Here is a 14923-nt window from a genome sequence, read left to right as displayed (position 1 = left end):
CCTTGCGCTCGTACAGCAACCGCACCAGTTCTCTCGTCGTCAGCCAGAACGCCGGCATGAGCGGGTGACCTGTGGCGATGGCTTTTCGAGCGGCACAACGTCCCCTATCTCGTGGATGAGGTTTTCAGCAGGAACAGCGCTGTCGCTGCCGGGGGAGCGGTGCTCAAGGTCAGTGCTGGTCCGGTAGTGCCTTGTCCGGATCGTCGAGGGGAAGGGTGATCGACAGACCGGACGTCGAGGTCGCGGTCAGGGTCGATGCCTCGACGCTGAGTTCTCCGAACGGGTTGGACTCGGACAGGTAGCAGACCCAGATCAGCGAGTGGTCCTCGTCCAGCCGGGCGAAGAAGCCCTCCGAGCCGTGCGAGCCCTCGCCGGCGCACGCGTAGCCGCCGGGGACGTGGATCTCCTTGGTGATGTCGATCGAGGTCAGCCACTCGGGGTCTTCAGTCAGCAGTTCGCCCAGGTCGAAGGCTTCGACGAGGCGCAGACCGCGCTCGTCGGCCTCGACCGCGTAGGAGCGGCCGTCCGCGAAGTAGAGGCCGTCCTCGATGGGCAGGCGGGCGGCGGACCAGAGGGTGGTGATGTCGCTCATCTGCGTCTCCTGCGCCGCCCTCCGCCGCAGCCCGGAGGCAGGGAGGTCGGTCGGTCGTCCAGGCCGGTGTTGGGAACCGGCTCGCCGTTGAGCCTGTTGCGCGGGTCGCGGAAGCGTTCCTGGAACTTCTCGGCCCACGTCTTGCCGGTGGTCGACTCGGGGTGCGGGGCGTTGGGGTCGACTCGCTGGACGCCTACCGGCACGCCTGCCTCCCGTGCGGCGTCGAGGCGGCGATTATCGTAGCTGACGAGCTGACCGTCGATCTCCATGACGTGCACCGGTGAGCGGTTCCAGTCCCACTGGCCGTTGCGCATCGCTTCCGCGTAATCGTTCTGGGTGATGCTGCGCTGGGAGAAGTTGATGTCGTTGGGGTCGAGGAACTCGATGTCGCTGTTCTCGGTGAGGCCGAGCGCGTCGCTCCACCCGGTGGGGTTGTGCACGTACCCGTGCGGAGACGGTCCACCGAACAGCCCCAGCGGATCAGGGCTGGTGTAGCGGGCAGCGAGCGGGTCGTAGTAACGCAGGTAGTTGTAGTGCAGCCCGGTTTCGGTGTCGTAGTACTGGCCGGGGAACCGCAACGGCGTGTCCGCGACGCCGCCGCGGGCGGCGAACAGTCCCCACAGCGTCGATTCCTGCCGCCAAGCGGGGATCCCGCGTTCGTCGACCAGTTCCGTGGGCGTACCCACGATGTCGGTGATGATGGCGTAGAAGCGCTGGTCGACCCAGTCCTGGCCAGTTCGCGTACGTTCGGTCTGGGTGAGCGGCCGGAAGCTGTCCGGGGCGAACTCCCAGGTCGTGGCATGTCCGGCCGAATGAGTCTGCTCGGCCAGGACCGAGCCGTCCCACGCGAAGTCGACGCGTTCGGCCACCGACCCGTCGGAGGTGAGCCGCAGCTTGGCGATGCGGCGGCCCAGCGGGTCGTACCGGTAGGACCATCTCGTGCCGTCCGGTGTGGTGACCGCGATGAGGCGGTCGTCGGCGTCCCACTGGTAGCGCCAGGTATCGGGTTTGCGAGACAGCCTTTTGCGCTGTCGCAACACGACGCGGCCCTGCGCATCGTGCTCGTAACGCGCGTCGCCCGAAGTGCGCACCAGGGTGCCCGTGTGGGCGGTGTCGGACGCGGTGACGTTGCCCGCCGCGTCGTAGGCGTACCGCTCGCGCCACCCGGGTCCGTCGACACCGGTGACCCGTCCTAGGGAGTCGACGCGGTAGTTCCGCGACGAGCCGGACGAGTCGCGGACTGCGGCGAGGTTGTCGTCGGCCTCGTAGTGGTACCGGCGGTGCGCCACTTCCCGACCGCCGGAGAGCAGCGCCTGCCCGGTCAACCGGTGGTTGGCATCCCACGACTGGCCGAGCACCAGGTCACCGGTCGAGCGGCTGCTCTCGTGACCTGCCGCGTCGTAGTCGAATGCCGTGACGCGGCCGCCTGCGGTGAGCCGGGTGGGCCGGGAGGCGGCGTCGTACTCCCAGGAAGTGATGGCGCCGGTCGGGGTGTACCTGCGTACGCGCCTGCCGAGCGCGTCGTACGTGGAGGCGACGCTGCGTCCGTTGATCGTCTCGGCGAGCACGCGGCCCAGCGGATCGCGGGTGTAGGACAGCTCCGCATCGGCGTTGCGGGCGCGGGTGATCCGACCGAGCTCGTCGTACTCGATGGTGGTGACCGCGTCGCCGCAACGCCGCTCGATGATGTTGCCCAAGGCGTCGCGGGTGAACGTGGCGGTCTGGCCCGCGCCGTTGACCCGTTCGACGAGCCTGCCCGCCGCGTCGTGCCGGTAGGTCAGCACGCGGCCGTTGAAGTCGGTCTCCCGGACCAGGTTGCCAGCCGGGTCGTACTCGTAGCGCCAGACCAGACCCCGGGCGTTGGTGACAGCGGTCAGCCGCAGGGTCCGGTCGTAGCCGAACTCGATCCGGCTTCCGTCAGGCCGGATCTCGGCCGAGGGCAGGTTGAAGTGCGTGGTGACGACCCTGCGCACCCGACCCAAGGGGTCGACGTGCTCGACCTCGTTGCCTTCGGCGTCGTAGCGCCATCGCTCGGTGGCCCCGTCGGGGCGGGTGCGGGTCAGCGGTTTGCCCTCGACGGTCCAGGTGTACTCGGTGCGCCCACCGAGCGGATCGATCACCGCGGCGGCACGGCCGAACGCGTCGCGGACGTACCGGGTCGTCGAGCCCGCCGCGTCGGTGACCGCGATCGGGATGCCCGCGCCGTCGGTCTCGATGCGCCGCACCGCGCCGAGGGCGTCGGTGACGCCGCGTCGGCGACCGCGGTCGTCGTAGGTGTAGCTGGTGACCGCCCCTGCCGGGTCGGTCTCGGCAAGCAGGTTGCCGCGCACGTCGAAGACCTGCCGCCACACCCCGCCGTCGGGGGCGATGAACGTGGTGACCATGCCGTGCTCGTCGTACTCGGCGATGGCCTGGGTGCCGTCGGGCCGGGTGGTGGTGACCAAGTTGCCCGCTTCGTCGTAGGTGAAGCGGGTGGTGTGCCCGAGCTCGTCCGTGCGGGCGACCAACCGGTCGGACTCGTCCCACTCCTGGGTGACGGTGTTGCGCAGCGGGTCGGTCCTGGCGATCAGGCGCCGCCGGTCGTCGAACCGGTACGTCGTGGTCGCACCGAGCGCGTCGGTGAACCGGGTCGTGCCCTCGCCGTACTCGAACGCGCCGTCGAGGAATCCGCCTGAGCCCTCGTTGCCGACGCACCGGCCGTGCCCGTCGTAGTGGTAGCGGTACCACTCGCCGTTGCGGTCGGTCCACTGTGTGATTCGGCCCGCGTGATCGTAGTCGAACCGCATCGGTCTGCCGGAGGAGTTGACGACCTCGGTGAGCCTGGCGTCGTCGTAGCCGAACCGGACGACGCTGACGTCAGCACCGCGCAGCCGCAGCTCGGTCACCAACCCGCGGTCGCTGTGCACGTCGACGTGGTAACCGCCGCTGTGCCGCACCGCCTTGACCGTTCCCGAAGCGTCGCGATCGAAGTCAATCCGGTTACCGTTGCGGTCGGTCACCGCCACGAGTGGGCCGTCGGCACCGAACCACAGCGTGCGACCGGTTCCTCGCTGGGCGATCGCATAGCCTTCCCCTACCCGTGACAGCGGCCACCGCGGTCCCACCTCGGGCAGCACGGGGTGCCCGGCGGGCTCCGGGTAGACCAGCACCATGCCGTCTTCTGCTAGGAACAACGCGCCACGCGCGTCGAACTCCAACCGCTGGTCCAACGTGGACGCCCAGGACGACCCGAACGAGCGGCCCGCGTGGTAAGACGACACGTGGGTCCGGCCCAACACCAGCGGCAGCACGCCCGGCAGGTCGAGATCGGTGTGGGCGAGGACCATCTCACCGCTGACGACGTCGATCGGGTCGTTCTCGCAGACGCGGTCGGGCTCCGGTGTCCTGGTGTCGTTCGGATCCGCGGGCCGGTTGGGGCTGGTATCGGTCGAGGTTCCGCTCGGGGATATCGTCCCGGAGGGCGATGTGGTGCCCGATGGGGACGTGACGTCGGTGGAGGCGCTCGAAGGCGTGGTGGGGGAGTCGGCGTCGCCGACCATGGGGACGTCGGTCTTAGGAGTGTGCGGGGTGCTGGACGGGGTGGTGGTGCCGGGGCTGCTCGGGCCGTCGGCTTTGCGGCCGAGTTTGCCCAGCTTTTCCATGATTTCGCCGAGTTTGTCCAGGACTTTGCGGATGCGGGGGGTGACGTTGCCGATGGTCTTGACCAGCTTGCGGACCAGGTCGGCGATGCGGTTGCAGACCTTGGCGATGGTGGAGGTGGCCTGGGCGACGATGAGCGGGGTGGCCAGGCCGAGGGTGGCGACGGCTTCCAGCGCCCAGGTGATGAGTTTGCCGACGACCTCGGCGACCAGGTCGCGGATGATCTCGCGGACGGCGGCGACGACCTCGCCCATGATCATGACGCCGGTGCCGACGCCCTCGGCCAGCGTGGCGGCGCCGGCGATGGCGTCGGCGGTCCGGGCGGCGTGGCCGCGGTAGGTGTCGGCAGCCGCGCCCTGCCAGCCGGGCGCGTCCTGGGCGGCCAGGTCGGCGGCGATGCGGCCGACTTCGGCGGCGACGTTGGACCAGGTCTCGCTGAACGAGCGGATCACCGGCGGGTCCCCGGCGAACCAGTCCAGCGCCTCCTTGAGCGGCTGCACGTGCTCGATCAGCCACGACACCCCGTAGGAGGCCACCGTGCCGATGGGGTCGAGCACCATCGACAGCACTTCCAGGCCGACGCCGACACCGCCCAGCCCGGCCTCGACCCAGCTGCCGTCGGAGATGCCGCTCGCCAGGTCGCCCGCCGACTCGGCGATGCCGATGCCGGTGACCGCCGTCGTGTCGCTCTTCGCGGTGGCGACCAGGGGGTTGCTCACGTGTTCATCCCGTCGAAGCGCGCCGCCTCACCGGTCTCCCGCTCGTCGTAGGCGCGAGAGGTCCCGCGCAGGTTCGCGGCGTTGTCGGCCACCGTCTCCGCCGCCTTGGCCAGGGCCTGCACGCCCATCTCCTCGAATGGCTGCAACAGCATCGCGAACGGTTGACACACCACGCCGTAGGCGGCCTCGTTCATCGCCACCGTCCGCGCCGCGTCCGCCGCCGCGCGCAACCGGTCCGCCAGTCCCTCCACCCGACCGGCCAACGCCCCGATCTCGCCGGTGACGACCTCGTAGCCCGTCATCGCCTCACCTCAGGTAGCTCTCGTCGGTGAAGTCACCGTCATCACCGGGTCGACGCGGCGGCGTCGACGGTCGCGCGTCCGGCTCGGGCCGGGGGAAGTTCCGCTCGGCCACGGCCACGATGTGCTGCCCCGACGGGGTCTGGCCCACCGTCTCCCCGACGATCCGCGCCAACTCGGCCGGATAACCCGCCTGCGCCTTGCCCATCGCCTCCATCACCGCCGCCGCGACCTGCTCCGGCCGCAACCGCGACACCCCCTCGGTCATCGTCACCGCACTGGGGATGCCGTTGGGGCCGACGGTCACGCTCACCGCGCCATTCGCGGCCGAAGCGGTGATGGAGATCCGCTCCACCTCCTGCCGCATCGACTCGTACCGCGCCGCCCTCTCCTCCGCGTTGCGCTCCCAGTCGTCCACCAAACGCTGCACGTCGGCCAACGGATCGGTCATCGGCTCCCCCTTCCGGCGACGTAGCGGTCGGGCCAAGCTACTGCGCCTGAGACAACCCCCCGGGCCGATTCGCCCCCAAGATGACCGGATCGGCCCAACCGCTTGCCCCGGTCGGTGGCCTCGCCCCTCGGCCTGCCGTCCGGGCGGGCAGACGTCGACGCATCTTCGCGAACCCGGTCACTTCATCTGCGCACACGTGTTCAACGCCCGCAGCGGTCGACGTGCGCCCGCCATGGGAGGAAATTGGGGGGATTCAAGGTGAATAAACCGGAGCGAACTTCGCCGAAGTGTGCTCAACTGCACCATCGCAACCTGCTCGTTTACTGGTTTCTCAGGTCAGAGCAAGGTTCGGGTGATTCTGGGGGCAAGGGGTCGCGGGTTCAAATCCTGTCGTCCCGATGGTCGCTGAGAGGCCGTCTCACTAGGGTAGAAGCACAGGTGAGGCGGCCTCTTCGCTGTTCCCGCGGTGATCATGGCCGAGATCGTTTCCGGCGGGTCTTGGGGACCACGTGGGGACCGCGTCTCACGGTCTCTCACACGCCCGGAGGTTGGGTCTGCGTGGGGACCGCAGGTGTGCCGACAGCAGTTCGCCGGCGTCGGTGACCGAGCGCTTGTCCGGGTGGAGGTAGCGCTGGGTGGTGCTCAGGGAGCCGTGTCCGGCGATGCGCTGGAGGTGGTGCACGGGGACCCCGGCGTCGGCCATCCAAGTCAGGCCGGTGTGGCGCAGGCTGTGCCGCCGGAGGTGTGTGGCCATGCTTGTCGCCGCGGCTGCGGATCAGGAAGCGCAGGGACTCCATCCGGTGTGCGGGGTCGGCGGTGGGTTCTTGGCCTGCTGCGTCGTCCACTCCCGTGTCGGGTGGGAGGTGCCGTCGGTGACGTGCAGGTGGCGGGTGCCGTATTAGGGGAACACAGTGCGTAGGGCCCTCGACCGAGCACGGCGTCGAGGTGGGGGAAGTCCGCCGCGACGATGCCCCGGGCGATGGGGAACTGACGCCGGGTCGGACCTGTACGGCGGGTGCCGGGTCGATGCCCGCGTCGTGCACGATCCTGTGCCGCTCGGAAAGTCATCGCGGCCGATCAGCCGGCTTGTCCGTGGCCCCTACCGGTTGCCGGTGTGGTCCGTAGCCGAAACGAGTTTCGCCATCGTCACCTTCGCGAGGTGCCGGCTGGAGGACGAGCCGTCAGCCGACGCGAACCGACTGCTCGCACCGGTGGTGGACTCCGACGACGTCGCCTGGACGCGGCTGCTCATTTCACGGCGATTCCGCGGGCCTTGAGGGTGTCCTGGGCACCGGGGGCGGCCATCATGGCCTCGTCGCCGCCGTGGATCACGCGGAGGTTGGGCAGCAGGGCGAGGTCGTCCAGCGAGGTGACGTCGAAGAGGTCGTCCTCTCCGTCCCAGAACGGCGAGCACTGGTGGTAGATCTCCAAGCCGCCGTCGGTCGTCAGTTCGTCCACAGTGGCCAGTTGGTCGGGGCTGATCTCCAAGTCGGTGAAGTACTGGCGGGCTTCCTCGAGGACGGTGTACAGCAGGTCCTGCTCGTACAGGTACTTCCACAGGTCGCCGGTGGCGCCCTTGGCGTGGAGGACGTCGGCGATCCGGAAACGAGGCTGGATCAGCTTGTCCTGGTACATGAGCTTGTCGATGACCAGCAGCTTGAAGTTGAAGTCGCGGAACATGCCCCACTGTCTACCAGGCCGCCCGGACAATCCGGGCAGCCGGCGCATAAACCTCCTGACGTCGCTCTGCCCGACTGCTGGGGTCGGCTCCACACGACCTGCCGGGTGGCCACCCGGTGGATCTCCGAAGAAGGCTTGCCGCCGTCGATCGGCCCGGATCGGCGAGGTAGGAGCTAGTCGCCACTCGATGCTCGGATCACTCGACCGAGGCGTCAAGTGCGCTCAACCGGAGCCACGTCGGGTACGCGCCGCAGAGCACCCGCGATCGGAGGTCCACCGGGAAGTTGCGAACGGCACGTGCTGGCCTGCTGCCGACTACACCTGCTCGGTGTCGACGGTCGTCGCGGGCTGGTTACCCGGCTGGTGGCGCTTTTCCAAGGAGATACCGCACTTGCCGGCCAGCGCGACACCGGCACCGATGGTCGTCGCCACCGGAGCGGCCAGCACCGCGACCACCCCGACAGCCACCGGCACCTCCAGCACCACGTCGTTCTTGCTGTCACGCACGACCACGCGGCGATTGATGCCCTCGTCGACCAACCCGCGAACGGCGCCGACCACGGCGTCGACGGCGGCACGGGGGGACTCGGGCTTGAATTCGCTCATGACTCTCCTCGAACTGCTGATGTCCCTTGACGACTCCAGCATGCCCGTGGCTGGACACCCTGCCATCAGGGTTTCCCCTGACCCCTGCCTGATTCACCCCTCAGGGCACCGTTCACCGGCACTGAGTGGCATCAGGGCCCGGCGGTGCCCGCCCCATCGCCGGAAGGCTTTGACCTGCCCCTCATCCTCCTCGGCCCTGGACCGCGCGCCTGCTCCTGCATGTGCAGAGCCCGACTTCCCGCTGGCCTCCTTGGACGTCCTGCGGCCGGCCTCGGTGCGATGGGGCGGCCACGCCTCCGGCCTGACCGCGCTGTCAGCTCGTGCCGGATCTGATTCGACCGGCCGCGCCGGTGTCGGATCACCTGAACCTGATCTTCGCGCTGCTGTTGCTCCGCTCCAATGTCACGACCGCACGCCCTGCCGGCGTGCCGGGCGCCCAGTTCGACCGCTTCGTCCATGGAGATCGGGCCGGGGATCTGGGGTGGCAGCGGGTTGGTGTGCGAGCCGGTGCCGAGTGCGTGCGAGCCGCCTGGCGCGGGTGAGAGGCCCAGCGGGTCGACTCGATCAGCCCGTTGATGTACCGGGCCATCTCCAGCTATGTGGCCAGCACGCTCTGCCGCTCGTGGCCGGTCACCGACACGATGATGCTCGACCACTCCTTGAACAGGTACCGATCCGCGAACGGGGCGCCGAGCACGGCCTCGGTTGAGGTCAGGATCCCCGAAGGCCGCGCAGCGGCGGTCCACCGGATCCTCTTCTGCGCGGACGGGAGGGGGCGGGGTCACCTTCGACCAGGCATTCCGCCGGACAACAGCGGAAGCCGGCGCGAGCCAAACCGACCTCAGACCGCCTCATCGGGCCGCGATGACGGTGGAGATCAGCATGAGCGCGCGACACCGGGTCACGCTCAACCCGTCACGGCGTGGTGTTCCGCTTCCGCTGCGCCTGACCCATACCTTCGCGTCGGTCACCCGAACGGGCACTTACTGTCATAGTGACAGTAAGCTACGGTCGTTCCCGTGCCCGAAGAGACCTGGTCGCCGCCGGCGGCCCTGATCGCGGTCGATCTCGTGATCCTCACGCTGCGCGCCTCGCAGCTTCATGTGCTGCTCGTGCAGCGCGGTGTCGAGCCGTACAGCGGGCACCAGGCCCTGCCTGGCGGCTTTCTGAAGGACGTCGAAGAGGACGTCCTGACTGCCGCGCATCGTGAGCTCCAGGAGGAGGCCGACCTCGACGGGGCACGTCTGCACCTGGAGCAGTTAGGCGCCTACGGGACTCCAGGGCGTGATCCACGTGGGCGCGTCGTCTCCATCGCGTACTTGGCTATCGCTCCTAGTCTTCCGGAGCCGGTCGCCGGCACCGACGCGTCCAGTGCGTGGTGGCAGCCGGTCGACGAGGTGCTCAGCGGGAAGCTGCAACTGGCCTTCGACCACCAGGAAATCGTCGAGGACGGAGTTGAGCGCGCCCGCGCCAAGCTGGAGCACACAGCGCTTGCGATCGCGTTCTGCGGAGACACCTTCACGATCTCGGAACTGCAGCAGGTCTACGAGGCGGTATGGGGGATCCGGCTCGATCCGAGGAACTTCTACCGCAAGGTCCAAGGTGTGTCCGGCTTCATCGAGCCAGTCGGGCCGGATCGCAAGGCGACACGGGGGCGGCCGGCGCGACTTTTCCGAGCAGGCGACCGGACGGCGCTGCATCCGCCGATAGCGCGACCCGATCCGATGATGTCGAACGAGGGGAACAACTGATGGAAAGCCCGGTGGTGATGCTCACCGCCTTCAACCTTGAGTACGACGCCGTGCGGCGAAAGATGGTGGACCCTCGGGTGCACCTTCACGAGAGAGGTACGAGGTTCGAGGTCGGCATGCTGCGGGGGACCCGCTGCAGAGTCGTGCTGGGGCTGACGGGGAAGGGAAACCATCCCGCCGCGGTGCTGGCGGAGCGGGCAATCCAGGAGTTCTCACCGCTGGCCGTGCTGTTCGTGGGTGTCGCTGGAGCGTTGTGGGACACGCCGCTCGGTGATGTCGTAGTGGCCACCCACGTCTACGCCTACCACGGAGGCACGAGCGAGGACGACGGGCTCAAGGCGCGTCCCCGTGCTTGGGAGACCGCCCACGAGATCGCACAAGTCGCCGCCCACGTGGGGCGTGCAGGCGACTGGACGGACAAGCTGTCCCTCCACGATCCACCGGGTGTCCACTTCGGAGCGATTGCAGCCGGTGAGATCGTGCAGAACTCACGCATCTCCCGTGAAGCAGAGTGGATCCGGCAGCACTACAACGACGCACTCGCCATCGAGATGGAAGCCGCCGGCGTCGCGCAGGCGGGCCATTTGAGCGGTGCGCCGGTAGCCGTCATCCGCGGTATCAGCGACCGTGCCGACGGCACCAAGGCCACCGACGGGGACGCCACCTGGCAGCCGGCGGCCGCCGCCAACGCGGCCGCCTTCGCCGCGCGGCTCGCCGTGGAACTGATGGAGCAACGAGTGGAGCACGTCGCGATGCGCGAGACCGAGGAACGCGAGTACCACGGCACCATCACCAACAACTCCTCCGGCCAGGTCGGCATCCAAGCCGCGCAGGTCACCGGAAGCCATGTCTGGATGGGCATGGCTCCGCACACGCTGTTCGCCGGCGACCTCGATCGCGAGTTGGCTGCTTTGCGTGATCTGCTGGCGCGCAGCCGTTCCACGGGCAGCATCGATGACGCGACCTACAACGCTGCAACGGCCGAACTCGACATCGCGAGCAAAGCGCTGGAGGACAACGCACCCGAGCGGCGCAACAAAGTCGTCCTGGCGCTCAAGCGGCTACGCGGCCTCATCGAGGATGTGGCTGAGCTGGCGACAAAGATCGGAGCCGTGATCGCTGCAGCCCAGGGGCTGTCGTGACTGGACACGCCTCTGAAGCCGTCACCAACACCGCTGAGGCCGGTGCGACAGTCGGCATCCAAGCTGAAACAGTCCACAACTCCACGGTCTACCAGGTACTTCCCGACGCGTCACCGCGCCAGAAATTCGAAGTCGGCGTGCGCTACCTGGAAGACGGGGTCCCGGTCCGGGCACGAGAACTGATCAACGACGCAATCGCACACGGGTACGACAATGGCGAGGTACGGTTCCACTGGGTACTCGCGATGCTCGGCAAACGATCCTTGCGCGACCTCACCGCCGTCGAACACGCACAGTTGGAGCATGTTTCCCAGCTGGTGCACGGCTACGCCGATGACCGGTGGAGGCACGCACTGGTAGCGGTGTGCGAACTGCTGAACCGTCTCCAGGGCGCCACCCAGGACTGCGGACCCGTGCTTGAGCAGCTGCGTGGCCTCCCACTCCGCCAACGTGACATGATCGTCCGCCACCTCGATCTCGTCCTCACCGGAGGGGTGAAGGACACACTGTGGGCGGAAACCCGTCGGGCTGTCGAAAACGCGCGGCTGGATAACAACCGGCTCGACCGGGTGTGGGCCTATTTCCACCCCGATCCCATCGGTCCGCGGGCCCGGCCACCAGTCGGCAAGTCCACCGCTCCAGGCGACCGCGTGCAGGCCACCTGTTGGTCGATACTGACAGCGATCGCGTTCATCTACCTCGGCCAGGTTGTTCTCAGCCTTGGCAAGCCCCTCCCCGCGGTCGCGTGCGTCATCCTGATCGCCGCTGGATACGTCGCTGCTCGGAGCGGGCTGGAATGGCGCTACCGGTCCGTGCGCCTGGCCACCAAGGAACGTGACCACCTCGGTCACCACAGCGCCGAACGGGCGTCGGAGGGCGGGTTCGCGAACAGGGTCGGACACTCGTTCGCCCACTACTTCGCCAGATACGTACCTTCAGGCACGGATCGCGAGCTGTGGCTCGCCCGCACGGCAGGGATCCGCACCACCTTACGGGACGAGGTCGTGGAGCTCTACCGCGAGAGCAGGGTTCCTGTCGAACGCATCAACTGGTTGATCCGCCACCTCGTCAGTGACGTCCGAGCGCGCCAAGAGGCAGGAGACCTGCAGTCGTACCGCGATCACTATCGGATTGAACCCGCGACTAAAGCATCTTGCTCACTGGCTTGCATCACCTTGGTGCTTGCATCGCTGGAGGTTTTCATCGCGGCAGTGCAGGTCGACCCGCTCCCCGCAGCAGTCGCAGTGATCGCGGGTCTGGTCGGCGCGCGGACCGCTACTCTGCGCTGGTTCCACATCATCAGCGAGGACAGGCGATTCGCGGAAGACCGACAAGAATACGAACGCCAGTTGGAGGCACGACAGGCCGCGTATGGACGGTGGAAGGACAAGCTGGACGCCACACGCCCCTCCGAGAGTGAGATGGAAAGCTGGCTGCACTCCGACAAGACCATGCTCCTCGACGCCGCACTGCAGCACTACGGGTTGGTATGGCGGGAGGTCATCACCCACGCATTTCTGCAAACGCCCGCGAAAAACTACAAACGCGCGCGCGTCAGAGGTGGGCCGTGGCGTTATTCGAGGTACGACATCCGGCTCTTTCTGATCACGCAGGATGGTGTTCGAGAGGTCAGCGCCGAACTGGACTTCGAACACGTGGTGCTCAACAGTCAGGAACGCAACAACTATCGTTTCGACGCGGTCTCCTCGGTTCAGGTCGCCGAGCAAGGGGTATCCAGTTGCACCCTGGAGTTGACCCTGTTCAACGGGCCGTCGAGGAGCATCCGTGTCGTGGACTCGGAGGGAAAACAGGCCGACTACGGGGAAAGCCTGGCCACGTTTTCGGAAACCAACCTCGACTCGGCCGGATTCGCGCACACCCTGCATATCCTCGAGGGCATCGCAGCAGAGGGGAAGAGCTGGATCGACCGTGACGCCCGAGGCAAGGCCGATCCGGGTGATCCCCCGAACTCGGGTGGTGTACTGGCCGGGTTGCTGGGATGACCGACTGCGCCGGCCTGCCGTCTTCCCCACGAGGGCCGGGAGGCGTCTAGTGCTGCGTCATGCAACCTCGGCCAGGTAATCGGTTCGGGTGCGGATCGGTGAAACACCCGGCTGTCGGCGGGTGGATGGTCGTAGAGGTCAGGGACCCGGTGAGACCGGGCCAGGAAGTCCGGGTCGGTGGACGCCTTTCGGGTGGAGGTGACCTGCCGGGACACGCCTCCGGCGTGCAGGATGCGGCGCAGCATCTTCCTGCTGATCGCCACCAGGGTGCCGCGATCGTGCAGATGGTCGCGAAGCTTCGCCAGCCCGGCCGGCCGGCCCTTCTGGCCGATTACCGGGTCGACCTTCCGAGATGCAGCACTAAGGGAATGCCGTGGGCATCACGTCGGTCACCAGGTCCCGAATGCTCTGGCTGTGCTGCATCGGTGCCACGAAGGGAGTCGTGGTGGTCGAGACGTGTTTCGACGAGCGCGTCGTTCACCTGGTTCCGGTGTGTCGGCGGCGTGCTCAGAGGTCGGGTTCCCGGTGTGTCTCGTCCGCGTCGTGGTCCGCGTTCGGGTCGGAGGGGGGTCGTCGGCGGATGTAGACGACCGCGGGCTTGTCCTCGGCGGGGTAGCGGCGGTCGACGTCGAAGCGGCCGGTGGCCTCGACGAGGTTGGTGAGTTTGGCGTGGCGGTAGGTGCGGGGGTCGAAGTCGGGGTGTTGGGTGGTGATGATGTGGCCGACGTGGGCCAGGGGCGCCCAGCCGTCGGCGTCGGAGCCGGCGTCGACGGCTTGGTCGAGCAGCGTGTGCAGGGTGGTGTCGCGCCGCGGTGACGGCGGGGCCGGCGCCGGGTGGGTGTGCTCCGGGGTGTCGGGCCGGTCGGGGGTGGTGTCGGTGGTGAGGTTGTCGAGGTGGATGAACTTGTCGCAGGCGGCGACGAACGGTGCGGGTGTGCGGCGTTCGCCGAAACCGTAGACGGTCAGACCTGATTCGCGCAGGCGTGCGGCCAGGCGGGTGAAGTCGCTGTCGCTGGAGACGAGGCAGAAGGCGTCGAGGCGGCCGGTGTAGAGCAGGTCCATGGCGTCGATGACCATGGCGGCGTCGGTGGCGTTCTTGCCGGTGGTGTAGGCGAACTGCTGCACCGGCTGGATCGACCAGGCCAGCAGCTGTTCCTTCCAGCCCTTCAGGTTCGGACCGGTCCAGTCGCCGTAGGCGCGCTTGACGTGCGCGGTGCCGTACGTGGCGACTTCGGTCAACAACGCCTGCACCACCCCGGGGCGGGTGTTGTCGGCGTCGATCAGCACGGCGAGCTTCGCGTCAGCGGTCATCCCGCCTCCTGCTGCGTGCGGCACGGACGGTGTCCATGGGCTGGGTGTTCACCGGGCCTCCTGACGACAAGCACTGCGAACCCTTCAGGTCACGACCCTGCCACGGTAGGTGGGTTGATGAGGTGCTTCGTGGCGGGCACCGCGTGTCGGGCGTGGTGCGGTCGAGTCGGGCGCTGGGACGCGAAAGCGCCATCCCCGGTCCTCGTGATCACCGGCAGTGGGCGTTCGGCCGGAGCCGGTCAGGTGGTCAGCGCTGGGCCTTTGAAGACTTCGCGGGTGTGCCAGGTGATGTGGGCGGGAGCGGGTGGTGTGGTGCCGGGCCTGGGGTCGAGCGGGCGTTCGTGCAGTTGGTAGACGGTTCATCCGGTTGTGGTGCGGCTGGTGAACTTGGCGGACACGGTGATGCGCAAGTCCTGGGCCAGGCCGAGGGCGCCGTGGTCGAACAGTTTGTGGTGTAAGGAGCACAGGGCCAGTCCGTTGTCGGGGGTGTCGGGTCCGTCGAAGGCGAACCAGCGGATGTGCGCGGCCTCGACGCCGACGGTGGCGGCGCCGAGTTGCCCGTCGAAGCCGCAGAAGGCGCACTGCCGGTCCCATGAGCCGTGGGGCAGCGGGATGCGGTGTCGCTTCAAGTGGGTGTCGAAGTGGTCGGTGAAGCGTTGTCGGAGGGGCCGCCGAGGTCGATCGCCGAGTCCGTGGTGAACGATCGCCGCGGAAAGAGCGGGCCGGCGCG

At 68.0% G+C, this 14923-nt stretch carries 11 protein-coding genes and 1 pseudogene; 3 read left to right on the top strand and 9 right to left on the bottom strand.

From position 1 onward, the window contains the following. Positions 1-169 precede the first annotated feature (169 nt). The 7 genes from JOE68_RS06775 to JOE68_RS06745 form a co-directional block, all read right to left on the bottom strand. Positions 170-592, bottom strand: a complete 423-nt coding sequence (locus JOE68_RS06775; protein WP_204841482.1) for a hypothetical protein — start codon at positions 590-592, stop codon at positions 170-172. Then, positions 589-4950, bottom strand: a complete 4362-nt coding sequence (locus tag JOE68_RS06770; RefSeq protein WP_204841481.1) for a DUF6531 domain-containing protein — start codon at positions 4948-4950, stop codon at positions 589-591. Before JOE68_RS06770 ends, JOE68_RS06775 begins: the two co-directional genes overlap by 4 nt. Next, positions 4947-5252 carry a type VII secretion target gene (locus tag JOE68_RS06765; RefSeq protein ID WP_204841480.1) on the bottom strand — a complete coding sequence of 102 codons (306 nt, stop codon included), beginning with the start codon at positions 5250-5252 and terminating at the stop codon, positions 4947-4949. Before JOE68_RS06765 ends, JOE68_RS06770 begins: the two co-directional genes overlap by 4 nt. Before the next feature lie 4 nt (positions 5253-5256). After that, a complete protein-coding gene (locus JOE68_RS06760; protein WP_204841479.1) occupies positions 5257-5700 on the bottom strand; it encodes a YbaB/EbfC family nucleoid-associated protein in 444 nt (147 codons plus the stop codon). Positions 5701-6223: 523 nt separating this feature from the next. Beyond that, a complete protein-coding gene (locus JOE68_RS06755; RefSeq protein ID WP_275584705.1) occupies positions 6224-6454 on the bottom strand; it encodes a tyrosine-type recombinase/integrase in 231 nt (76 codons plus the stop codon). A 494-nt stretch (positions 6455-6948) separates the two neighbouring features. Then, on the bottom strand, positions 6949-7380 hold the full coding sequence (locus JOE68_RS06750; RefSeq protein ID WP_204841478.1) for a DUF6892 domain-containing protein: 432 nt from the start codon (positions 7378-7380) through the stop codon (positions 6949-6951). 315 nt (positions 7381-7695) lie between these two features. Then, complete coding sequence (locus JOE68_RS06745) at positions 7696-7986, bottom strand: DUF4342 domain-containing protein (RefSeq protein ID WP_204841477.1); 291 nt, start codon at positions 7984-7986, stop codon at positions 7696-7698. A gap of 1019 nt (positions 7987-9005) precedes the next feature. On the opposite strand from JOE68_RS06745, the gene JOE68_RS06740 reads away from it, so the two are divergent. The 3 genes from JOE68_RS06740 to JOE68_RS06730 are packed head-to-tail and all read left to right on the top strand — an operon-like array spanning position 9006 to position 12882. Next, positions 9006-9737, top strand: a complete 732-nt coding sequence (locus JOE68_RS06740) for an NUDIX hydrolase (protein ID WP_204841476.1) — start codon at positions 9006-9008, stop codon at positions 9735-9737. Continuing rightward, positions 9737-10879 (top strand): 5'-methylthioadenosine/S-adenosylhomocysteine nucleosidase family protein, encoded by a 1143-nt coding sequence (locus JOE68_RS06735; protein ID WP_307819556.1) that lies wholly within the window; start codon positions 9737-9739, stop codon positions 10877-10879. The genes JOE68_RS06740 and JOE68_RS06735 overlap by 1 nt, the downstream gene beginning before the upstream one ends. Continuing rightward, positions 10876-12882, top strand: coding sequence for a hypothetical protein (locus tag JOE68_RS06730; protein ID WP_204841475.1), 2007 nt, complete (start codon positions 10876-10878; stop codon positions 12880-12882). Before JOE68_RS06735 ends, JOE68_RS06730 begins: the two co-directional genes overlap by 4 nt. Before the next feature lie 507 nt (positions 12883-13389). On the opposite strand, the gene JOE68_RS06725 is transcribed toward JOE68_RS06730, so the two are convergent. Then, positions 13390-14193 (bottom strand): NYN domain-containing protein, encoded by an 804-nt coding sequence (locus tag JOE68_RS06725; protein WP_204841474.1) that lies wholly within the window; start codon positions 14191-14193, stop codon positions 13390-13392. 239 nt (positions 14194-14432) lie between these two features. Further along, positions 14433-14789 (bottom strand): annotated as a pseudogene (locus tag JOE68_RS06720) (HNH endonuclease); the annotation flags it as partial. Between the last annotated feature and the right edge of the window lie 134 nt (positions 14790-14923).

Source organism: Saccharothrix algeriensis (genome assembly GCF_016907655.1).
Classification (GTDB): domain Bacteria; phylum Actinomycetota; class Actinomycetes; order Mycobacteriales; family Pseudonocardiaceae; genus Actinosynnema; species Actinosynnema algeriense.
The sequence above is the reverse complement of the archived record's forward strand: the minus strand, read 5'-3'. Positions and strand labels throughout refer to the sequence as shown.

What these genes read in the sequence shown, in the direction of transcription:
- JOE68_RS06745 (WP_204841477.1), bottom strand. Translation starts at nt 7,986, where the DNA reads ATGAGCGAATTCAAGCCCGAGTCCCCCCGTGCCGCCGTCGACGCCGTG.
- JOE68_RS06760 (WP_204841479.1), bottom strand. Translation starts at nt 5,700, where the DNA reads ATGACCGATCCGTTGGCCGACGTGCAGCGTTTGGTGGACGACTGGGAG.
- JOE68_RS06765 (WP_204841480.1), bottom strand. Translation starts at nt 5,252, where the DNA reads ATGACGGGCTACGAGGTCGTCACCGGCGAGATCGGGGCGTTGGCCGGT.
- JOE68_RS06750 (WP_204841478.1), bottom strand. Translation starts at nt 7,380, where the DNA reads ATGTTCCGCGACTTCAACTTCAAGCTGCTGGTCATCGACAAGCTCATG.
- JOE68_RS06735 (WP_307819556.1), top strand. Translation starts at nt 9,737, where the DNA reads ATGGAAAGCCCGGTGGTGATGCTCACCGCCTTCAACCTTGAGTACGAC.
- JOE68_RS06725 (WP_204841474.1), bottom strand. Translation starts at nt 14,193, where the DNA reads ATGACCGCTGACGCGAAGCTCGCCGTGCTGATCGACGCCGACAACACC.
- JOE68_RS06775 (WP_204841482.1), bottom strand. Translation starts at nt 592, where the DNA reads ATGAGCGACATCACCACCCTCTGGTCCGCCGCCCGCCTGCCCATCGAG.
- JOE68_RS06755 (WP_275584705.1), bottom strand. Translation starts at nt 6,454, where the DNA reads ATGGCCACACACCTCCGGCGGCACAGCCTGCGCCACACCGGCCTGACT.